Here is a 22801-nt window from a genome sequence, read left to right as displayed (position 1 = left end):
TTTACTGTGTAGAGTTCGGGTAGTATTGGACTTTGTTTTGTTAAGCAAACTCATCCACTCTACTTCAGCCTGATGTGATTTCTGTTCGTCGGTTCAGAATTTTGCCTCTAGCTTCCTTCAGATTCCACGTCACCATGGACACCCTTGCTCTTGGCTAACGGTTCCTACTACCAAGCCCGTAGTGGACTTTCACCACCTAGTTGTTGCTCATGCTGGGCACACTTAAAGAAGCCTAAAGCTAAGCTTTAGGCTTCTTTAATAGTCTTATTTATCTTCTTCCTCATCTTCCATGTACTCTTCTAAGCCATAATTGTCTTTACAGTCACAGCTTCCATCTCTGCAGCATTGATCATCATCATATTCATCAAAGTCAAAACCATCGTCGTCAAATTCATAGTCACTTTCATCACCGTATATGTCTTCTTCTACATCAGCCAAATCTTCGTCTATAAAGTTAACATATTCTTCTAGGTCCATATGATCTTCGATCAAGTCTCCTATAACATCAGAAAAATCTTCCAATGTCTCAACAATGCTCAATAATAGCTTCCCTTCCTTTGAATTCTCGTCAATTCCTAATCCGTCTGCAAGGCCTTTCAAATAAGCTACTTTTTGTACTAAATAATCCATATAAACCCCTCCTATACTCTTGATAAGTACTCACCAGTTCTTGTGTCAATCTTTATGATGTCTCCAACATTGACAAATAATGGCACACTTATAGTCATTCCTGTTTCCACAACTGCATTTTTCGTTGCTCCTTGTGCTGTGTCTCCTTTAACTCCCGGCTCAGTATCAATTACTTTGAGTTCGACGAAGTTTGGAGGCAATACTTCAAAAGCTTTCCCTTGATAAAATCTTATTATCGCTGTATCATTTTCCCTTAAATACTTTATTGCATCTTCAACAGCTGTGTAATCTAAAGGTAATTGCTCATAAGTATCATTATCCATAAAATAATATAATTCTCCATCTGTGTACAAATACTGCATTTCTTTTGTTTCAATTACTGCTTTTTCAAATCTTTCTGTTGGATTAAATGTAACTTCTTTTAGCCCTCCAGAAATTACATTTCTTATCTTTGTTCTGACAAAAGCTGCTCCTTTTCCTGGCTTAACATGTTGAAAATCAACAACTTGGTAAACATCTCCATCCCAGACAAAAGTAACTCCTTTCCTAAATTCACCTGCTTGTATCAAAATATTCCCTCCTAATCTCAATTCATTAATGATTTCCTAAAATATTATATCAGTAAGTCATATGTCTAACAAGTTAAATGTTTTGTAATTATCAATAATCTCATTTAAAATAATCTCATCATTCTTCCCTGTGAGGTCTATCTTGAAATGGCAAGCCCTTAAATATAGTTTTTCTCTAAAAATAAACATATCTCTTAACTGTGCGTATAAATCTTCGTTAGCGTTTAATAGAGGTCTTTTAACATGGCTATTTTTTAAATTGTTTTGAATGTTTGCCAAGGTGTCATTTAGAAAAAAAACAACTGCATGAGATTTAATCAGAGCAATATTCTCCTCATCTAATATGATACCCCCTCCTGTTGATATAACACAATTTTTTTTAGTCACTATCTCTTTTAGAACATATTTCTCTTCACTCCGAAAATAGCTCTCACCATGTATCACAAATATATCTTCAATGCTCATTTTGTTTCTCTTGACTATTAATTCATCAGTATCAAAAAAGTCAAAGATTAACTTTCTTGCAAGTTTTCTTCCCTTTACTGATTTCCCAACTCCACTCATACCTATTAATACAATTGCTTTCATATTTACTCCAATCAATATATAATTTTACTATTTCTTAATTCACCTTTTATATAATTCGGCAAATATATTCCATATTTATTCATTATTTCAGGGGAATACTTTACTTTTAAAGCTTCAGGGAGAGTAAAACTATTGCTTGATATGAGTTTCCCAGTTATTAAAGCACTTTTCCCATCTTCAATATACATTTCTCCCCCATTAACTATGATGATGCCATTGAATTTGAAATTATCAACTATGTAAATATCACCCTCTACATAAATAATTCCCTTAAAATAATCATTTTCATTATTCGAATCAATTATCAACTTGACTTTATCATAACTAGCTTTATTTTCTATGTAAATAAATGCTTCATTTGGCAACTTATAGTCGTTATCAATAGCTTCTTTCCTATAAACTTTGTACTCACTAGTACTGATTCTCTTTAATGTGATCTCTTCGCTATGATATAACGTCATTGAATGCATTCCACTCTTCAATGGTGGAATTTCATAACTATCAGCTAAAACTGACCAGAAATCAAGTAGATCTTTCTCTAAATCGGGTCTAGTTATAAAACTGTTATCATTAACATAAAATAAATTATTAAACGTAAAAACTTCATTAACATAATCTATATTTGCTTTTAATACGGCATTGTAGTTTTTATTGGGTGATTTTATTGAAACATTAATATATGGGTGATTGTCTTTTATATTATACTCCAAATCAGCTACTACATTTCCCTCTAAATCTCCATGATTAATATTTATTTTATTATGAGAATTTATCAACGGTGAACTACAATACTTTATTATGGATTTATTTACTTCACTATCAGCCTTTTTAAAGTCGTTTATTAAACAATTTAGCGAAGTCTCCAAATCATAATTGTTCTGCAATTTATCTCTGAGATTGTTTTGAAGATAACTCTCCATTACAGTGATATGCGATACATATAAGCAAATCATAAAAACAATCAGCATCGTAATGAGTGCAAATATAGTAATCGAACCCTTTCTCATTATTTACCTCATCTGTATATTTTATTCTCTACATTTATTCCACTGCTTATTTTGTAAGTAACTACTTCTCCAAAAGTAAAATCTAGATATATCATATTATTGTCGATATCTAAACCCGAATTGCCAATATCAGTTATACCGGCATCTAATTTATTGTAGCCATTGAATTTTGAAATATCTGGTAAATTAGTTGAATCTGTTTGATAACTCAATCTCACAATATCTTTTCCAGTATAATAATATGTCACATAATTGTTCGTTTTATCATCAATATTTAATATTACATATTTCAGATTAAATGGATATGTACTATCTAAGTTCTTTATCAGATAAGACGGTAAGATATAATCTCCATTTCTTATCTCATCTGATAAATACTCTATCACATATGTACCACTTACTAAGTAATCATCTTTTTCATTCTGAAAACTCATTGTTTTAGTAGAAACAAATATAATATTGTAAATTCCTATTACAAGTATAGACACTACAGCTATGGAAATAATTAACTCTATTAGAGTAAAACCATCATTTGATAAATCTCGAGCATTCAAATGAAACCTCCATTTCTGGCCTCAAAGCGTTTGTTAATTTGCAGGTGTAATATATCAATTCACCTTCAATTTTATTTAATTTAATCTCACAAATATACTTGTTTTCAATCTTATCGCTTGTATAAATGTAAGATCCATTAGTCAATAATTCAGTAAATAAAGCTTCATTCTTTTGAGTATTTGATTTCAATTCTTCAACTATCTCTTGACATGTATATGTCATGCTTAATTTTAATTCCGTTTTTTCGGTATTCGCAAACGAACTCTTTAATAAATTGTAGCTAGTAACACTCACTAGACCAAAAATAGCTAAACCTACTATTATTTCTACAAGTATAAAGCCTCTCTTCATTGTGATTTCACCTGACATTGTGGATATTTATTCTCCCTGTGGCAACTTCTATAGTTACATTGTATATTCCATAATTTTTTGTTGAAAAATTGATAGTTCCAGCAGTAGACGGCGCACCAGTGGTTTTAAAAACAATGCTACTTTCACCCGATGTTTGATTGCTACTAGATATAGTTATATAATTTAATTTTACTCCATTCTTGAAATTGTATTCTTTGATAATTTTATTTTTTTGAATTATCTTATACTTATTATTAGGAACATCAATTTTAAATTCAACTGGTGTGTTTTCTACCAATGCCTTTGCACGTGAATATTTTAAGTCTTTCTCAAAATTTTTTATTTCATTATACTCTCTATAACTTATAAGCAAAGAAATATTGGGAATACTTATTATCAGCAATATAGAAAGCAGGGCTAACACTACAATTAGCTCAATAAGTGTATAGCCCTTTTTCTTAGTCATCAGTACCTCCACTCGTTTAAATGATATAACATGTATGAAGCTTCTGCTCTTGTAATTTTATTGTTCATGCTGTCAAAACTTTTAGATCTGACTGTCTTATCGTACATGATCTGAGTAGCTATATCCGACCATTTAAATTTAGGTTTTTTTGTAACCCTTTGAATGATCAGTTCCACTTCTTTGTATGAAATATTGTTATTTGGTTTAAAAGTTTTATCAGGATAACCCTTTATATATCCCATTGAAAGTGAATAGCTAATAATTCTGTCATAGTTTTCAAATGTCTTGTAGTCTTTGAAATAAGTGGCATTTGCGACATAGCTTGGAAGAGTCCAATCTTCGATTCGACTAAGTAAAATCAAGAATTCTGCCCTTGTAATTTTATTTTCCGGTTTAAATGTCGCATCAGGATACCCCAATATTATGTTTCTGCGAACCATCGTGTTTATTTCATCTTTAGCCCAGTGGTTTCTTGTATCTATTAAGGTTTTTAAATTATTGTCAATAAAGGCTGCATATATACTTTCTTTATTTGCTATTGTACTTGGCATTACCGATGCTTTTATTTTCCCTTCTGTCACTAAAGTAGGCAGATAATACCATTTCTCGTTGACTAGTTTGTAAATTCCTACATTGTCTGGCTTTCCGTAATAAGGAAACTCGATGTCTATTAGTCCTTCATTATCTAATGATATAGAAGGGTTATCCAACTTGACTCTAAATATATCAGATACTAGAGTTAAGCCATTTGTGTTGAAATACTCGCTGTATTGATCTTCCAAGCTGACATATACATCTTTGTAAAATACTCCGCCAGGTATAGTTACACTCAATCCATTTTTATGGCTAATATTATCGCCTGAGATACCAATAATCTTAGAAACAGTTCTGTTTTGAGCTTCGCTAGCAGCAAGCGATCTATAAGTTTGATTATATGATATTTCGTAATTAGCGATAAATCCTTGTATAAAAGCATCTTTGTATTCTTTCGTATCTTTTGTTAAGTTGAACATAGTTACAATTTTCTCATCTGTAGGTAAATCTCTCTTGTAATTTATATTGTATTTCATAAGATAATCTTTTTCTGCAAGTGTTTTTCCCATAACAGCACCCGCACTGTTGCCGTCGCTTAATCCTTGTGACATGCTAGTCCTAACTGGCTCAATAAGCGCTTTCTCATAAGCATCGTTGTAACCTTTCTCAAATGCTATCTTAAAGGTATCTAGAAATTTTATCCTATACTCTGCATTCATCAAAGTTAAATTATACTTATTTACAATATCTGTATCTGAAGGCAGCCTATAGCGCCAATTACTGCTTACCCCAATTTTATAATCACTTGCTCCAAAACGCGCGCCTTCTGCATTCCCTAATGCATCCGCATAGTTAACAGATGGCGAGACCCCGTTTAGCGCATCGTTATAACCTGTCTTAAACCCTTCGCTGTAGTCTTTCCAACCATTCGCAGCATCCTTTGGTATATATCCATCATAACCATTGAGTGCATGAATTGTAAGTGCATTTTCTGCAGTTAATGCAGTCCCATATTTAGCATAATATTCTCTACCAACTGTATAGCCAGCATCATAATCAGGACTATATGCTCCATATGCCACTCCCGAAAAAGTCAGGAGGAGTATTATTATTAATAATATAACGAACTTTTTCCTATCCATTTTTTATCCTCCTATCTCTTTTTCAATACCAAGATTCTACCAGGCACGATTACATCTCCTGATGATATATTGTTGTTTTTCATTATCTCATTTTTATAATCTGTAGTGCCATAAAATCTCCTTGATATATCTGTAATCGTATCTCCTGTAACTACTTTATAGAAGAAGTATTCACTAAGTTCTTGACCTTCAGTTTCATAATGGTGTGGATAAAAGACTTCCAATTTATCAAATAAAATAACGCCGAAATCATCAGTGTTTTGCGGAACTTCATAATAGATGCTCGTTATTTTTATTGGATATAGCGAAAGCTCTTTTGGTAAATCAACACTTAAGTTTTTCCATCCTAACCAAGAAATACCCTCTTGTACTTTAATATGCATTGCATCTCCGTTATTTGTAGTTATTCTTAAGCCAATATTGCCAGGGCTATATGCAAAAGAGTAAACCCAAAATGAAAGTTTTTCAGGAGAATAATTAAATTGTATTTTTTGATTTGTAATATCAACATATACTCGATTCTCATCTTGTAACGAAATAATGTTATACTCAAGTCTAGCGGAATATTTTCCAGATTGCTTGATAGTACTTGGCATAACATTCCCACTAGTGTACTCATGAGAAGGAATGAAGAAGTAATTTTTGACTTCAAAGTCGTTTATTATATCACCTTTAATCTCTGTCACACCTTCTGATCCTCCAGGTATTGATCCAGTTCCGCCACCATTGCTTCCATTTCCGCCATTTGTTCCCCCTGAACCTGTAGAGCCTCCATTTCCCTCATTCTCAGTAGGAGAAGTAAAGCTCTCAAAGCTGTCAATGATGTTATTGTTCTCAGAATTGTCTGCAATATCAACATAAATAACATTTGGATCTTCGTCTACGAGACCCTCCAAACTATATACTTTAAAGCTTAAATTCCCTGAAACCGATTTGTCATCCAGTCTATCCATTGACAGATTTTCGATAGCCATTCTGCGCGGGCTTTCTTTTACAGTACTAACCAGTTCAAGCATTCCATCGTAACTGCTCTTAAAAGGTATGGTAATATCCATTCGCTTTACATCTGTATCTCCAATCGTCTCGGTAGAAGGTTGACTAAATGAAAAGTCCGATATTTCAACATCATCATATGGCAACAAATCATTTAGCAAGTAAATAATCTGAGCTTGATCAAGTGCGGGGAAGTAGTTTTTTAAAATCTCATTTCTTTCTCTTTCAAGCATTCCCCATTCTTTTTTTATCTCTGCTTCTCTCTTCATCATGGTATTTATCTCTTCTATTTGAAGATCTAAATCATTTTTTTTAGTTTCAAGCTCTGAAATTTTTGCAGCCTGTGGAGTTAGTATAAAATAATTTCCTAAGAATACAATTAATGCAATTCCCAAAATGCTCAACAACACTTTCTCATTTTGTGTTAGCGGCCTTTTTAACAAAGATCTGCTTTTACTCGCCTTTTTGTTCTTCTGTTCCATCTTCCTGCACCTCCTTTATCCCAGCGCTAATATCAAATCTGTAATATGAATCAACCTTTGTGATGCTTGGAACAAAAGTGCTTGTTATAATATCTATCGTCTCCAATCCCTTTTGAAATTCTGCAATCGAGTATCTGTCCATTGAAAAACCGGATATGCTAAGGTTTGCATTTGATGCTTGTAAACTTGATATGAAAACACCCTCTGGCAATTTTTTGCTTATTTCCTTAAAAAGGTCTGGAGTTATATTTTCATTTTCTACTATGTTTTTGTCAAGTGCGACTATTTTTTCAACTTCTGATTTGAATTGGGCTACTTCTTCATCAAATTTTTTTATCTCTTCCACTTTTTTGACTGTCTGAGGATCGTTGACAATTGCCTCACGATAATTAACATCTTTGTTTAGATTTGAAATTTTTAGTTGATTATACACCCCTAAAATTATGACAATAAGTAATGAAAGTCCTATCAAAGAATATAATATGGATAGGAAACTTATCTTTGTACTTTTTTTATCTATATAAGGTTCAAAAAAATTTAAATCTCTCATTTTCCCACCTCTTCTAGCCTTATTAAACCTCCAACTGCTGCTGCATAGAGATTTAAATAGGATGGTAGTTTTATATTCTCCATGTTTCTCAATGAATAGGAGTCAATGTCAAAAAATTCCTTAAACAACTCATCTATGCCAATAATTTCCGATCCTATTCCTCTAATGACTATATAGTTGATTGGATTAGTATTTTCTCTTGTCCTATAATATCTCATAATAAGTTCAATTCTTTCAAAAATATCGAAAATTTCTTCTTTCGAAAGCTTATAGAAAATTTGATCGATTTCATTTTGACTATCTTTTAAAGTACTAAACGAGAAAAATTTGTCTTTTAAATTATAATCTTCCATGTCTGAAATTGAAGATTTTAAGTTGTCTAGACAATCACTTAGATTTTTATCAATTATTCTTGAAATCTTCAATTTTTTATCATCGATAATTACTAAGTCTGTCTGTTTTAAACTCATATTGATAATTGCGACACAATTTGCTTTAGGTATAAGAGTATTCAATCTCCCGCCGATATTAACGAGTTTGGTTATGGCATTGCCTTCGTAATCCATAATTAATGGCTTTAATTTACATTCCTTCAGCAAAGTCATGTGAGCTTGTATAATACTATCTTTTATGCCAACAAGCAAAACTGATTGTTTTTCAAGTCCTTCTTCTAGGACAGTTCCTAAGTCAAGGTATTTAACTACATAATCTTCAGGATTCACTGGGATGTATTCTTCAAGTTGATAATTTATTATTGAATCCAATTCCTCCTTTTCAACTTTTGGAAATACCGCTTCCCTCATTACAACTGAAGTTGAGTTGATCACTGCAACAGCGTCTTGAGAATTGACTTTGTTAAAAGACAGTGCGTTTTGAAGAAGATAGGACATCTTCTCCATGTCAAGTATTTCACCGTCCTCATATAGACCTTCTCCTAATTCTATTCTAAAAGCTCTGTCAACGGTTACAACTTTCTTATTGAATTTCCCAGAAACCACATTCAAACTATCAGGTGAAAAATTAATGCTTATCATTTTCCTGGAATTAAAAGAGACCAAATAAATCCCCCCTCTGTAGTAAAAAAACTATATAAACAGCGAAAAATAAAATGAAATGATTCCGTCAGAGAAAAAATATGATAAATAAAAAGCTATTATAATAAAAGGTCCAAATGGAATAGGATCCTTCATTGTCTTAAATTTAAAAGCGAGTAAAAATAAAGAAATGATTGCTCCGATTATAAATGACAAAAGTATCATAAGTAGTGTATTTTTAAAACCTAGTGAAAATCCCAGTGCGCCAATTAGTGTAATATCTCCACCGCCCATTCCGCCGTGAGATACGAGTAAAATAATTAAAAAAAATCCAGCACCTGTTAGTAAGCCTAATACACTATCCAAAAATCCAAATGGAATATCGTATATGAAATAGCTTGCTGTTTTAAGAATTATATTTAATACTAATGCAGATAAAACTAAGCTATCGGGTATTATTTGGTGTTTAAGGTCTATAATCGCGATACTCAACAATATCGAAGTGAGCAAAGATAAATAAATAAATTCAAGAGTCAATCCAAATCTAGTAAAAAAAGACATATATATAATTCCATTTATAAGCTCAATCAAAGGATATCTTATGCTGATTTTTTCTTTACAGTATCGACATTTTCCTTTTAAAGTCAAATATGAAAATAGAGGTATATTGTCATACCACTTCAATACATGCCCACAATTCGGGCAATGTGACCCAGGAAATACAATGCTTTCTTCCCTGGGTAACCTGTAAATCAAAACATTTGTAAATGAACCAATTGCTAATCCAAATAGAAAAATAAAAATACTCATCTATAGCTCCTTGTCATTTAAAAGCCTCAATATTTATGTAGTCTTTTAAGAATTCATATTGGTTGTAGTAATCTAAAATTATATCAGCTTCTTTTTTAGCTAAATCTTCTTTGCCAGTTTTTATATAAATATCATAAAGAAGTATATGAATGTTTACTGCATCTTCTACGCCTATGTGTTTGTCAGATTCTGGCAATGCCATTATTTGATATTTTTCAAGTTTTGTAGCTTCTATTAAAGTCCTTATGGCGCTTTCAGTATCTCCTTGAGATAAGTAAAAATTTGCTAATTCAAAATGCCTAGAAACTACATATGCAGCATATTTTTTACCAAGTTCATATTCTTTCTTAGCATTTTCATAATCGCCTTTTGAATAATACAGCTGAGCTAAGTGTGTATGAAGTTTGCCATCAAATGGGGCGAGTTTTGTCGCTTTCTTAGCTAGTTCAATCCCCTTATCAAGCTTTTCTAAATCTAAAGTCTCGTTGTAATCTTTAACATAAATATTGCTTTCAAAAAGCATCCCATTCGGATTAATTGGATAGATGGTGTTTATTGTTTTATAAACTTTTAGAGCTTTTAAATCATCCCCGTTATCTTCAAATTTAAATCCTATTTTATAAGCATTTGTAGATACAGTATGCAATAAAACTAGTATTAATAAACTGATTGATATTATCCTTGAAAACAGAGGCTTTATATTTAAAGTATACTTTGATTTATAACTAGATAAATTCAATCCAATTATCCAAAATGCTGTCATGGTAACTGCCGGAAAGTTCCAACTAAATTCTATGAAAATGTGAGCAAAAAATGCCACAATAGCTGCAACTGATCCAGCAAAGAAAACGTCGTGTTCTTTCTTGTAGCTTTTGTACAATGAGTAGATGACAGACAGAACAAATACAAGGAACAAAATAAACCCAACAATCCCAAGCTCTGTCAGAGTTTGTATATAGTGATTATGCGCAAATCTTGAATACCACTGATTATTTCCATAACCCACATAATATGCAGAGAAAAATGTACCCAAGCCATATCCTGTCATCGGCTTGTCTATAAATGCTCTTAAGCCCGCTTTCCAAAATTCAATTCTCCCAATGAAAGATGTTCCAGTCAGTGAATCTTTTCTAATTAGGTTGCTCAAAAAATCTATATTTATATTTAAATTCTTTTGAACGATAGGAGTTATATACACTAAACCTCTAGTTAAAACAAACCCTGTCGCAATAATAATAAACACATTTAATATACTATTTTTAAAATTTCCCTTGCTGTCTACAAAAACAAAAGGCAGAGCGACAAACAAAGCAAGCAATGCACCTCTAGAACCGCTTAACAACAGAGCTATAAAAAAAACAATTGACGATAAAGCGAATTTTTTATCTGTGTTCTTTAAATAAAAGCCGAGTGAAAATAGAAACAGCATCACTAAATATGTACCAAAAGGATTTGGGTTGAAAAAAGTGGAAACAATGCGCTGTGGTTCTACAAACACATATTCCAATATGCCCAATAATGCAATTAGGGTTCCAAACAATGTGACAATTCTTATTGTCTTTATTTTTTCTTCTCTTGAGAGATTCGTTGTCAAATATAAAACCAAGCCATAAAGCACTAGCTGCAGCAATTCGATAACAGTTCTGAGTTTATATATGCTCCAAAAAAAACTTATTCCTGCAAACATTACAAAAAAAAGATAAAAGTACAATGGCGAGTTTTTCTCTATGCTAATTTTCTCTTTGTATTTGAAACTATAGTAAACTATACCTCCTAATCCTAAGATTAGGAGGATGTTTACTATATCATTATCCATCACGGCGTTAAGTATTGGGATCAATGTTAATGTAAGATATAGGTATATGAGTTTAAACATAGTTGATGAAGTTATTTAGCTAGATAATATGTTCCGTCACTTCCAACAAGCATTTCATTTGTTTTAATAGGCAATTTTTGAATATTAACCTTTGGCTCTCCATTCTCAACAACATATTCTGCATCTCCAGGTCCTTCTGGCCAGTTTTCCATTACGGATTGCGCTCCTTCTTTATCTACACTGGCTGTAGGAATATTTTTTTGTGCTGCGTACAATTCCACAGCCGACTCAATGCTTCTTAGGTTTGAAATTACTGTCTGAGTATTGGCAGACTCTCTAGTACCTGTAAATCTAGGTATAGCTAAAGCTGCCAAAATCCCTAGTATTGCAATTACTACTACTAGTTCAATAAGTGTAAATCCTTTTTTGTTTCTCTTTCTTTGAATGTAATTAATCATTTTTCTTCCTCCTTTATTATTATAAATAGTATTGCCTAAATGGTGTTGACTACTTCAAACATTGGTAGATACATTGCAATGACGATAAAACCTATAATTAGTGCCATAAATACAATCATCAAAGGTTCTAACATGCTTGTTAGTTTAGTCAATGCTACATCTACCTCTTCATCGTAGAAATCAGCTGTTTTTAGCAAGATATCATCAAGTGCTCCTGATTCCTCTCCGATCTTTACCATGGAGTCTACCATTGGTGGGAAAATTTCTATATCCCTTATCATACGAGACAATGGCACTCCTCTTCGTATGTCCTCTATACCTGAGATGAGCTTTTCTTCTACGACTTTGTTGTTTACTACTTTTGATACCACCTCCATACTTCTTAATAACGGAATGCCAGATGACATAAGCGTTGACAGAGTCCTAGTAAACCTTGATGTCACTATCTTTACAGTGGGACCTTTAACAATTGGCAATTTTAATTTTATGCTATCAAAAAATCTTCTGCCACTTTCGGAATTTATGTAACTAGAAATTCCGAATACTATTAAAGCCACTAATCCGATGAATATATACCAATAAGATTTCAGAAAGTCTGACAATCCTATGAGTATTCTTGTTGGTAAAGGCAAAGGTGTATCGCTTCCTTCAAACATGCCTACAAATGTTGGCAATATGAATATTAACATAAATATAACAACAGCAATACTTACTACCATGAGAACTATTGGATATACCATTGAACTTCTGACTTTGTTTTCAGTCTTGTTTTCTTTTTCAAAATGTACAGCCATTCTTTCAAGTATTGTGTCTAAATTACCACTGACTTCACCAGCTTCAACCATGTTAATGAGTATGGAAGGGAATACTTTTTCGTGTATTCTCATAGCTTCTGACAATGTAACCCCTTTTTGTACATCTTCAGCGACATCAGTTATAGCTTTTCTTAGAGTTTTATTTTCTGTCTGAACTGATAATATATCCAATGAATTTACGATATTTAAGCCAGCATCTAACATAGTATAAAATTGTCTGCAAAAAACTGCAAGATCTTTCTTTTTTACTTTTTTGGCAAATATTTCGATACCTGCTTCAGCTTCAACATCTCTGTCAATCGAGACAGGCAAGTAGCCATTATTTTTTATCATTCTTAAAACATCATTTTCACTATTCGACTCAACTGAACCACTTACTTTAAATCCATTTTTAGTTATCGCAGTATAGTTGTATTTCATTATAGATCACCTTTATAAATATTTTTTAATTTCCTCTTGCGAAATAGCTCTGGAAATAGCTGAGTCCTTTGAAATCTTTCCGGCTTTATATAATTGAATTAAAGAATTATCCATTGTCTGCATCTTATTTTTGGATCCTGTCAACATAGCTGTTTCAATTTGATGTATTTTTGATTCACGAATCAGATTTCTAATAGCAGGTGTTGCAACCATCACTTCAAACGCTGCAACCCTACCATTGCCATCTGCTCTAGGCAACAATTGCTGAGTAATAATAGCTTGAAGCACAGAAGCTAGCTGTACTCTTACCTGTTGCTGCTGATAAGGCGGAAACACATCTATAATTCTATCAATAGTTTGTGGTGCACCAATTGTATGCAATGTTGACAAAACAAGATGTCCCGTTTCAGCCGCTGTTATTGCAATTGAAATTGTGTCTAAATCTCTCATCTCTCCAACAAGTATTACATCAGGATCTTCTCTCAATGCTCCTCTTAGTGCATTGGCAAAGCTTTTTGTGTCCGACCCGATTTCCCTTTGATTAACTATCGATTTGTTGTGTTTGTGTAAATATTCTATTGGGTCTTCCAAAGTTATAATGTGACATTTTCTGCTCTTATTAATTTTGTCTACCATTGTTGCCAAGGTAGTTGACTTTCCACTTCCAGTTGGTCCTGTAACAAGTATAAGTCCTCTGGGTAATTCTGTCAATTCACTTATGACATTTGGTAAGCCCAATGAATCCATGGATGGTATATCATATGGGATAATTCTAAGAGCCATCCCAAAACTGCCTCTTTGCTTATATGCATTAACTCTAAATCTGCTTACACTTTGCATGGAATAAGAAAAATCAAACTCACCTTCATCTAAAAAATGTTTTAACTGATTTTCATTCATTGTCTGTTTTACCAAATATTCTGTGTCTTCAGGATATAAAATAGTATCACCGTAACTTACTAATTCACCATCAATTCTGAAAATCGGTGTCACTCCAGCCGTTATATGAATATCCGATGCTTTTCTGCGTATTCCTTCAAGAACAATCTCTTCTATATTCAAATTAAAATCACCTCTATCCTAAAGTAAATCCTACTTTAAGTACTTCCTCATAACTAGTTTGACCTTTTAATGCAATATCTACAGCCGATTCTAACAATGTAGTCATACCATTTGCAATTGATTTTTCTCTTATTAAATCTGTTGTTGCATTTGAATCAACAAGCCTTCTAATTTCTTCATTAATGGGCATTATTTCATGTACAGCAGCTCTCCCTTTGTAGCCTTTATTACATGAGTTGCATCCTACTGCTTTATAAAGTATAACTTCTTTGTCCAGGTTTAAATTAAGCATAGTTTTTTGTGTTTCACTAGCAATGTAGCTTTCTTTACATATTGGACATAATATTTTTACTAATCTTTGTGATACTATCCCAACAACTGCTGATGATACTATATATGGTTCAACGCCCATGTCAATCAGCCTTGCTATTGTAGATGGACTATCATTTGTATGAAGAGTTGAAAGAACTAGATGGCCAGTTATAGCTGCTCTAACTGCTATCTCTGCAGTTTCACTATCTCTAATTTCTCCAACCATAATAATATCTGGATCCTGTCTTAATATTGATCTTAATCCCGATGCAAATGTAAGACCTGACTTAACATTCACTTGAACTTGATTAATCCCATTTAGCTTATACTCAACTGGATCCTCTACAGTAATTATATTCTTATCTACTTGGTTTAATTCACGCAAAACTGTGTATAAAGTAGTTGTTTTCCCACTTCCTGTTGGACCTGTAACTAGAAGCATTCCATAGGGTTGTCTTAGAATGTCATCAAATAATTTTAAATTGTGTTCACTTAATCCCAAACCCTCTTTAGTGAAATTAAAACTTGATTTATCTAAAATTCTAATTACAATTTTTTCTCCATAAATTGTTGGCAAAGTCGATATTCTCATATCAATCTCTTTATTGTTAACTTTAGTTTCTACACGCCCATCTTGAGGAACTCTTTTTTCCGCTATATTCATACGCCCAATGATTTTGATTCTAGTTATTAGTGCAGATAAACTAGTCTTAGGCAATTTCATAATTTCATGTAAATCTCCGTCAATTCTTAATCTAACTCTAATGTCATCTGAATTTGGTTCAATATGAATGTCAGAAGCATTTTGTCTGATAGCTTGTTCAATTATAGTATTTATGAGCCTAACAATTGGAGCAGATGCAACTTCTGCTTGTTCTTTATCTATGCTCTCTTCTTCCTTAAAATCAAGCTGATTATCATTATTAAAACCGTCTAATACTTTTTGGGATATAAGACTCGAATATAATTTATTTATTAATTCTTCAATTTCATTACCTGTGGCTAAAACAGGTTCTACATCCATCTTGGTATACATTCTAACATCATCAATTGCATAAAAATTAAGCGGATCTTCCATAGCCAGAACAATTTTGTTATCCCTAATATCAATAGGTAGAACTCTGTGTTTTCTCACTACTGATTCTGGCAATAACTTGCTAATTTCTGTGTTTATCTCGTATTTAGCTAAATCTATTTTAGGAAATCCAAGTTGAGCTTCTAGTACTTGTAATATATCATCTGGGGTAATCCATCCTTTGTTTAATAGAATTTCACCTAACTTATTATTAGTAGTTTTTTGTTCGTCTAAAGCTTCTTTAAGTTGTGACTGGCTTATTTTTCCAGAATAGAGTAATATTTCTCCAATTTTTAATGTATTTTTTTGCATGTCTTACCTCTTTCTCTTAATTAGTTATCTGAAATTTTCCATTTTCTCCATTATATATCGATATTTTTCCAAACAAAATTGATGTTACCGCTCCTTTATCTAAGGAATTGTCTCCTATAGGTAAATTTATATTACTAGGTTTGTTTTTTAAATTTATAATTAATTTCTTTTTGTCACTAACATCTACCACCGCTGTATTAATCGCTCCAAAAACAGAATTTAGTTTAATTTTCGATTTATCCGGATCTTTTACTTCTTGGTTAAATGTTATTTCTATTGTCTTATCCATATTGTAGGTTGCAGATTCAACAATTAGAGGTTTCGTAATGTATATAAGATTGCTAATCTTCTCTTCACCAATTCTACCAGCAATTGAGTATGGAGTTATTCCATACCTTATATATCTATTGCCAAATCTATCAATTAAATCTTCATCGGTCAAATTTAGATTAGTTTTTAACTCATAAGAACTTAGTCTATTGTAATTATCCTTTATGTTTGGTATAAAAGCTAAATTATCTGATTCAGAATACTGAAGTTGTTTTTTAGCTTCATTCCATTCTTTTATTGCAAAATAATTCTTCATTTCATTTCCTGGTGTAGCTCCGTAGTCGGTTTCATCTGTCATATACCACCTATAGACGTTCATTAAAAAATCTGGTTTTGTAGCATTTGTAACTGCAACTTCTGCAACAAACATTTCCCAATTAAAATCTAAAACATCTACATATAATGGTTGGGGATTATATTGAGTGTTAGTTCCTATATTATTAATTTTTATAATAGGATTAGAAGATAGAACAGGAACTGTATAGTTTATTGTTTCTTTTGGAATATATGCATAAATCTCATTTTTGTTATTTGTGATAAATTTTATCTCATGAGCAGAAATTGCTTTCCCAAATATCGTAAAATCTTTTTTTGGATTTGTTGGATTTATCTTTTTCTTTTGCTCAATAATATTCTCTATGTTTTGCTGCTCACTGTACATGCTAACGGTCCTATTTTCCATCTCTACTATATTTTTATACCCGTATGAAATTGAAGTCATGAAATACATCGATATCAATGCTAATATCGCAATAGCTAAAATTAATTCAACTAGAGTATAACCTTTTTTTTTCATAGTAGTACCTCCTAATTCGGTCCACCAATATGCCAAAGTGCGTCAGATATTTCTCTTTGAATAGATAAGAAAATTTGATTTAAAGCCTCTTGACTATCTGCTTTGTAATATACCGTATCACCTCTTGTAGCCTTGGCTATATCTTCTAAACTCCCATAATCTGATTGATCACTTGAAAAACCGATAACAAAAACATTTATTGCTTCATTTGTCCCATTCTTATATGTTTTTACCAGTTCTCCAATTTTATCAACATATTCAGTGCCATAAGCATCAAGATATACCCCATTTCCTATTACACGACCATCTTGATATTTTTTGTCTCTATAATCTGGGTAGAATAATTCATAATTAACTGTCTTGACATCAGAATTACCAAGAAAATATGATGTATCAGTTCTACAATAATAAAAAAAATAATCGTGCTTATAGTATCTATATTCTAATCCTTTATAATTATATACTGGTCCATGGTAATTGTAAAAAATTTCCTCATTTCGTAAACGATGTTGAGTAGCACTCGCAAGTGTCGTAACCCCGTCAACTAATATTATCATGAAATTTTTGTTAGTTTTGTTTATGTTTTCCTGCCTTTCGTTGAATTCTTTTATTCTGTAATATCCTCTCCTTATTCCATCTCCTGTATTTGTCCCTCCGTTAGCTTTTAGATTATTTATTGAAGCCAAAAAATTTCCCTTATTTGCTTTAGAATTTAACATTTCTGTTGGACCATTTGCCGTTGTGTTAAATGGTATTAAACTTACATATATATTGGGATATTCAGAAAAGCCATTCAATAGTTTTGTTGCCTCATCTTTCATTATAGAAATCCTACTTTTATTATTTGAATTGGCATTCCCTCCGCTAAGAGAATAAGCCATACTTCCAGAAGTATCTAATATCATGCTTACTACAGCTTGAGAATTTGAAACCTCTGTCAATTTTTTATCATTTCTATACGCCAATGTGTTTGCTATTTTTCCATATGCTCTATCTACTACTTGGAGCGAATTAACACTTTCAAGTTCAGATGTGATTTCCCTGTTACCATCTTCTTGATTAAGAATAGTTAAAGTAAATTCTAGCAAATTATCTTCATTTGGCTTTGATCTTTTATTGTATACAATATCTAAAGTAGACCTGCCATCAACTCCTAATAGCTCAACTTGTTTGTGCGTTTGTGATGTGTCATCCCATCTCCATTCAACTAATTTATCTTTAGAATCATTTAACATAATATAATTCCATTCCTCAGTAAGCTTATTAGAATTATCTCTATGCAGTATGAATATTCCGCCTGAATCTCTAATAGTATTATTTAAAATAGTTGCAACAACTCTCAAATCAGATTGTAAATCGAATTCCTCTACCGCCATACTATTTGCATTTTCGCCTAATAAAAGCATACTAGTTGCCGTAGGCACTACTAGTCCAATCAGGGCCAGAACAAGTATCAATTCAATTAATGTCACAGCTTTTCGGTTTTTCATATTATCAACTCCTATTTATTAACCCAAACATTCTCTCCTGGATCCTCGGGATTGATGTATAAAACTCTAGTAAATGTCATTTCTGCATCATCTAAAGTTGCTATTGAATTTATTTCTATCCATCCTTCATAATTTTCATTGTTAGATTGCTTTGCTGTTATATTGATAATTCCATTATCTAATGTTAATTTTTGAGTATATACTATTGTGTTGTTTCCTTTAAGCTTTTTAAATAAGTCATTATTGTCCATAAAAAGTGATTCTTTAGCAAGTACAGTCCCTGAATATGCCAAATAGTAGGCTTCCATGGTTTGCTCTTGTAATCTTATTTGATAATTATTAGTGTTTAATAAGTGTAAAATTACTGTTACAAAAAGTATTAATACCATGAAAATTAACAAAGAGAAAACTAGAAAACTACCTTTTCTTTTTCTCATATTAAAACTCCTCGTATAATATGTTTAGAAGCACTTTTGCTGAGTGTTCTAAGCATATTTTATTTTTAATACAATTTTTATTTGAGATATCCTAATGCTATAATTATCTTAAGAATAATTGGCAAAGGACAATTCATTTTCTCCTTGCAAGACCTTAAAGGTTATTGCCTAAAAAGCATGCTTCCTGACTTAATTATCATAATCCTCCAACTCAGATGCTGCATCTCTTTTACTAGACCAACAGCAAGGTAATTTTAAAAGATGAATGCTAATAGTGCGAGGTTGAGGTTAGTAATTAAGATTAGGATATCTCTTTTACTAATTGTTCTCCACTTAAACCGAAAGGCGGTGATATTATGAAGAACAAATTTCTTAACACTTTATTTATTGGTATTGATGTAAGCTCTAAGACTAATGTCTTATGTGCTCTTGATTTCGAAGGCAATAAACTTCTTAACCTAAAGGCTTTAAATGATCAAAATGGTGCTGAATCCATCTTACAATCTCTATTAGATTGCTTGATCTCCAAAGAACTTGAAAATGCTGTTATTGCCCTAGAATCTACTTCCGTATACAGCATTCACATAGCTAACTTTTTATCTTCAAGTGAAGAATTATTACCTTTTAATCCTAAAGTTTACTGTCTTAATCCAAAGACTATTGTAAATTACAGAAAGTCTTTTGTAGATATGGATAAAACTGATCCACTGGATGCTTATGTGATTGCTGATTTTGCTAGATGCGGCCGAATCTCTTCTTCCCCTTGGCGTGGTTCTCAGTTCCTTGCCCTCCAAAGACTGACTCGCCATAGACTTCATCTAGTTGAATGCATTACTCGTGAAAAAGCATATATGGTTTCTAATATATATCTTAAGTTCAGTCAGTTAGCTGTCCTTGATAAAGAAGAAAAGCCTTTTTCTAACAATTACGGTGCTACTTCTATGGCTGTTTTAACCGAGTTTTTGTCATTAGATGATATTACCTATTCTCCTCTTGAAGATTTAGTTGCCTTTGTAAAGGAGAAAGGTAAGAATCGTTTTGAAGACCCAGAAGCTACTGCTAAGCTTTTACAAAAGGCTGCAAGAGACTCCTATCGACTAGATAAAGTATTATATGAACCTTTAAACGTCTCATTGGCTTCTTCTTTTAATGTTATCAAAACATTTGAAACTGAGATTAAAAGCATTGATAAAGCCATTGAACAGAATATTAAAGGTCTTAATACTAATGAGTATCAATCTCTTATGAGTATACCAGGAATTGGTCCTGTGCTTGCTGCCGGAATACTTTCTGAGATTGGATCTATTAATGCTTTTGAATCTAATGATGCCTTAGCTAAATACGCAGGCCTTACTTGGAGAACCAATCAGTCAGGTAATTATGCTTCTGATGAAACTTACATGACTAAAACTGGTAACAAATATTTAAGATATTATTTAATTGAAGCCGCTAACAGTGTCAGAAAACATATTCTAGAGTACAAAACCTTTTACAACAAGAAATTTGGTGAAACAACAACTCACCAGCATAAAAGAGCACTCGCACTTACATCTCGTAAATTAGTACGCCTGATTTTTGGATTGCTGACTAAAAATCAAATCTACTCCGGTGATAAAGTAGGAGAGACACAGTAAAATATATTTAAATTGAAACCCGTTTTTTTTACTAAAAACGATAGGTTTTATTTGAGTTACCCTTTTTTAATCGTTTCTTTTCTTTTACTTAGAAATTATCTCTTGACATATTACCAGATTGCTTTTACAAAATACTATATTAATTATTATAATACTCTGTCTAGAAAAAATATTCAATAAATATTAATTTTGATTCAAGAATAATATTTATATCTCAATAATATATTATCGCTTTAAAGCGTTATTGTCAATAAAAAAAGCAGGTTTCCCTGCTATAATTTTTGCCTAATTATATCGTTTATTTTTGTTACAATTATGTCTATGGCTACTTTGTTGTATCCTCCTTCTGGGATTATAATGTCCGCATACCTTTTGGTAGGCTCTACAAATTGTAGATGAGCTGGTCTAACAGTGTTCATATATTGGTTAATAACAGATTCCAAAGTCCTACCTCTAAAGTTTATATCGCGATTAATTCTCCTAATCACTCTTACATCAGCATCAGTGTCGACGAAAATTTTTATATCCATCATGTTTCTGAGCTCTTCATCGTATAGTATCAATATACCTTCTAATATAATTATGTCTTTTGGCTCAACTAAAATTGTTTCTTTTTTACGATTGTGATTTTCAAAATCATAAATAGGTTTTTCTATTGGCTCCCAGTCAATTAATTTTTTCAAGTGATTTATTAATAGTTGGTTGTCAAATGCGAGTGGGTGGTCATAGTTAGTCTTTACTCTTTCTTCAAAACTTAAGTCGCTTTGGTCTTTATAATATGAGTCTTGTTCTATTACAGCAACATTTTTGTCTGTGATAGCTTTAAATATTTCATTTGTAACTGTAGATTTCCCAGAACCTGTACCTCCAGCTATTCCAATAATTATAGGATTCTTCATTTGTCATCCTCTCTTTTCTTTCTAATTAAATAAAAAGGTTTGACTTTTTTATCAATTTTTGTCTTAATTATTTGCTGAGCATGTGGAGCAGACTCTATAGCTTCATCATCCTCATTCCACATTTCATTGATTTCCAGCTCAAAATAATCTATATCAGGTCCAAAAACTTCAACTACATCTCCAAGGTTAATTCTATTTCTCTGTTCTATTGTCGCAATTTGTGTATTATCATCGTAATCTACAATCATTCCCACAAAATCATATTTCCTGATATATGAGTTTGTAGTAAAAACTTGAGCGTTAGTCTTTGCTTCATTGTAGAAAAATCCAGTAGTGAAATCCCTATGGCTTACTTTCCTTAGTTCATTTAAGAGCTGTTCATCAAATTTATAATTAGTTGGATCCTTGTAGTAATTATCTATCGCTTTTCTATAAGCACCTACAACTGTAGCTACATAATACGAACTTTTTACCCTGCCTTCTATTTTGAAGCTCTTAATCCCAGCGTCAATAAGTTCATCAATATGTTCAATCATACACAAATCTTTTGAATTAAATATAAATGTACCCTCTTCATACTCTTCTATCGGAAAGTATTCTCCAGGCCTTTTTTCTTCTACAACATTGTACTTATATCTGCAAGGTTGGGCACAGTCGCCTCGATTTGCATCTCTGCCTGTCATGTAACTGCTCAGCAAACACCTGCCAGAATAACTCATGCACATGGCTCCGTGGACAAAAACCTCTAGTTCTAAATCATTAGGTACCTTTTTTGATATAGCTCTTATCTCATCTAGCGTCAATTCCCTAGCTAAAACAATTCTTTTTATTCCAAGATTATACCAGAACATAATAGTTTCATAATTAGTTACGCTTGCTTGAGTGCTTAGATGGATTGGCAAATCTTTTGCTGAATTTCTCACAATGCTAAAAATACCAGGGTCCGAAACAATTACCGCATCAACATTGGCTTTATATAGTTCTTTAACATACTCATCTAATCCAATCAAGTCATTATCGTGAGGCACAATGTTTAATGTTACATACACTTTCTTGTCTAGACCATGTGCAATTTTTACAGCTTCCTCTATGTCTTCTAATGTAAAGTTCTTTGAAGCTTTTCTCAGCCCAAACGCTTCTCCTCCAAGATATACTGCATCTGCGCCATAGGTGATTGCCATTTTCAATTTCTCAAGATCACCTGCTGGAGCTAATAATTCAACTCTTTCCAAAC

The 22801-nt window shown here is 32.3% G+C and carries 23 protein-coding genes; 1 reads left to right on the top strand and 22 read right to left on the bottom strand.

Translation table 11 applies throughout. The features are described 5' to 3' along the window. Positions 1-264: 264 nt before the first annotated feature. The 20 genes from BO51_RS01325 to BO51_RS01230 form a co-directional block, all read right to left on the bottom strand. Complete coding sequence (locus tag BO51_RS01325; RefSeq protein ID WP_496483218.1) at positions 265-630, bottom strand: CD1247 N-terminal domain-containing protein; 366 nt, start codon at positions 628-630, stop codon at positions 265-267. An 11-nt stretch (positions 631-641) separates the two neighbouring features. After that, positions 642-1199 carry an elongation factor P gene (gene efp / locus BO51_RS01320; protein WP_496483216.1) on the bottom strand — a complete coding sequence of 186 codons (558 nt, stop codon included), beginning with the start codon at positions 1197-1199 and terminating at the stop codon, positions 642-644. A 57-nt stretch (positions 1200-1256) separates the two neighbouring features. After that, entirely contained in the window at positions 1257-1787 is a 531-nt protein-coding gene (locus tag BO51_RS01315; protein ID WP_496483214.1) for a shikimate kinase, read from the bottom strand. Between the two features lie 11 nt (positions 1788-1798). Further along, positions 1799-2794, bottom strand: coding sequence for a hypothetical protein (locus tag BO51_RS01310; RefSeq protein ID WP_496483212.1), 996 nt, complete (start codon positions 2792-2794; stop codon positions 1799-1801). Between the two features lie 8 nt (positions 2795-2802). Further along, positions 2803-3348: a PilW family protein gene (locus BO51_RS01305; RefSeq protein ID WP_496483210.1), complete on the bottom strand. Its 546-nt coding sequence runs from the start codon at positions 3346-3348 to the stop codon at positions 2803-2805. Then, a complete protein-coding gene (locus BO51_RS01300; protein ID WP_496483208.1) occupies positions 3323-3700 on the bottom strand; it encodes a hypothetical protein in 378 nt (125 codons plus the stop codon). The genes BO51_RS01305 and BO51_RS01300 overlap by 26 nt, the downstream gene beginning before the upstream one ends. Positions 3701-3707: 7 nt before the next feature. Beyond that, positions 3708-4166 (bottom strand): GspH/FimT family pseudopilin, encoded by a 459-nt coding sequence (locus BO51_RS01295; protein ID WP_496483206.1) that lies wholly within the window; start codon positions 4164-4166, stop codon positions 3708-3710. After that, positions 4166-5842: an S-layer homology domain-containing protein gene (locus BO51_RS01290; protein WP_496483204.1), complete on the bottom strand. Its 1677-nt coding sequence runs from the start codon at positions 5840-5842 to the stop codon at positions 4166-4168. Before BO51_RS01290 ends, BO51_RS01295 begins: the two co-directional genes overlap by 1 nt. An 11-nt stretch (positions 5843-5853) precedes the next feature. Beyond that, on the bottom strand, positions 5854-7317 hold the full coding sequence (locus tag BO51_RS01285) for a LysM peptidoglycan-binding domain-containing protein (RefSeq protein ID WP_496483202.1): 1464 nt from the start codon (positions 7315-7317) through the stop codon (positions 5854-5856). Continuing rightward, positions 7289-7867 carry a PilN domain-containing protein gene (locus BO51_RS01280; protein ID WP_496483200.1) on the bottom strand — a complete coding sequence of 193 codons (579 nt, stop codon included), beginning with the start codon at positions 7865-7867 and terminating at the stop codon, positions 7289-7291. The genes BO51_RS01285 and BO51_RS01280 overlap by 29 nt, the downstream gene beginning before the upstream one ends. Then, on the bottom strand, positions 7864-8925 hold the full coding sequence (gene pilM, locus BO51_RS01275) for a pilus assembly protein PilM (protein ID WP_496483198.1): 1062 nt from the start codon (positions 8923-8925) through the stop codon (positions 7864-7866). Before pilM ends, BO51_RS01280 begins: the two co-directional genes overlap by 4 nt. 27 nt (positions 8926-8952) lie before the next feature. Then, the gene (locus BO51_RS01270; protein WP_496483196.1) at positions 8953-9711 is read right to left on the bottom strand and encodes a prepilin peptidase; all 759 of its coding nucleotides are present in this window, start codon (positions 9709-9711) and stop codon (positions 8953-8955) included. Positions 9712-9724: 13 nt separating this feature from the next. After that, on the bottom strand, positions 9725-11527 hold the full coding sequence (locus BO51_RS01265; RefSeq protein WP_496483194.1) for an O-antigen ligase family protein: 1803 nt from the start codon (positions 11525-11527) through the stop codon (positions 9725-9727). A 71-nt stretch (positions 11528-11598) separates the two neighbouring features. After that, complete coding sequence (locus BO51_RS01260) at positions 11599-11985, bottom strand: type II secretion system protein (RefSeq protein ID WP_496483192.1); 387 nt, start codon at positions 11983-11985, stop codon at positions 11599-11601. A gap of 35 nt (positions 11986-12020) precedes the next feature. Then, positions 12021-13220, bottom strand: a complete 1200-nt coding sequence (locus BO51_RS01255; RefSeq protein ID WP_496483190.1) for a type II secretion system F family protein — start codon at positions 13218-13220, stop codon at positions 12021-12023. Positions 13221-13232: 12 nt separating this feature from the next. Further along, positions 13233-14282: a type IV pilus twitching motility protein PilT gene (locus BO51_RS01250; protein WP_496483188.1), complete on the bottom strand. Its 1050-nt coding sequence runs from the start codon at positions 14280-14282 to the stop codon at positions 13233-13235. A gap of 13 nt (positions 14283-14295) precedes the next feature. Then, positions 14296-15981 carry a GspE/PulE family protein gene (locus BO51_RS01245; protein ID WP_496483186.1) on the bottom strand — a complete coding sequence of 562 codons (1686 nt, stop codon included), beginning with the start codon at positions 15979-15981 and terminating at the stop codon, positions 14296-14298. A 16-nt stretch (positions 15982-15997) separates the two neighbouring features. After that, positions 15998-17107, bottom strand: a complete 1110-nt coding sequence (locus BO51_RS01240; protein ID WP_496483185.1) for a prepilin-type N-terminal cleavage/methylation domain-containing protein — start codon at positions 17105-17107, stop codon at positions 15998-16000. Positions 17108-17118: 11 nt separating this feature from the next. Then, entirely contained in the window at positions 17119-18597 is a 1479-nt protein-coding gene (locus BO51_RS01235) for a VWA domain-containing protein (RefSeq protein ID WP_496483184.1), read from the bottom strand. Positions 18598-18608: 11 nt separating this feature from the next. Further along, positions 18609-19034: a hypothetical protein gene (locus tag BO51_RS01230; RefSeq protein WP_496483183.1), complete on the bottom strand. Its 426-nt coding sequence runs from the start codon at positions 19032-19034 to the stop codon at positions 18609-18611. Positions 19035-19390: 356 nt separating this feature from the next. Between BO51_RS01230 and BO51_RS01225 the strand changes: the two genes are divergently transcribed. Continuing rightward, positions 19391-20668 carry an IS110 family RNA-guided transposase gene (locus tag BO51_RS01225; RefSeq protein WP_496483182.1) on the top strand — a complete coding sequence of 426 codons (1278 nt, stop codon included), beginning with the start codon at positions 19391-19393 and terminating at the stop codon, positions 20666-20668. Positions 20669-20940: 272 nt separating this feature from the next. Here BO51_RS01225 and udk read toward each other — a convergent pair whose 3' ends face one another. Both udk and BO51_RS01215 read right to left on the bottom strand, forming a co-directional pair. After that, positions 20941-21567, bottom strand: coding sequence for a uridine kinase (udk, locus tag BO51_RS01220; RefSeq protein ID WP_496483181.1), 627 nt, complete (start codon positions 21565-21567; stop codon positions 20941-20943). Next, positions 21564-22799, bottom strand: coding sequence for a peptidase U32 family protein (locus BO51_RS01215; protein ID WP_496483180.1), 1236 nt, complete (start codon positions 22797-22799; stop codon positions 21564-21566). Before BO51_RS01215 ends, udk begins: the two co-directional genes overlap by 4 nt. Positions 22800-22801 lie beyond the last annotated feature (2 nt).

This window comes from Soehngenia saccharolytica DSM 12858, from assembly GCF_059568515.1.
The sequence above is the reverse complement of the archived record's forward strand: the minus strand, read 5'-3'. Positions and strand labels throughout refer to the sequence as shown.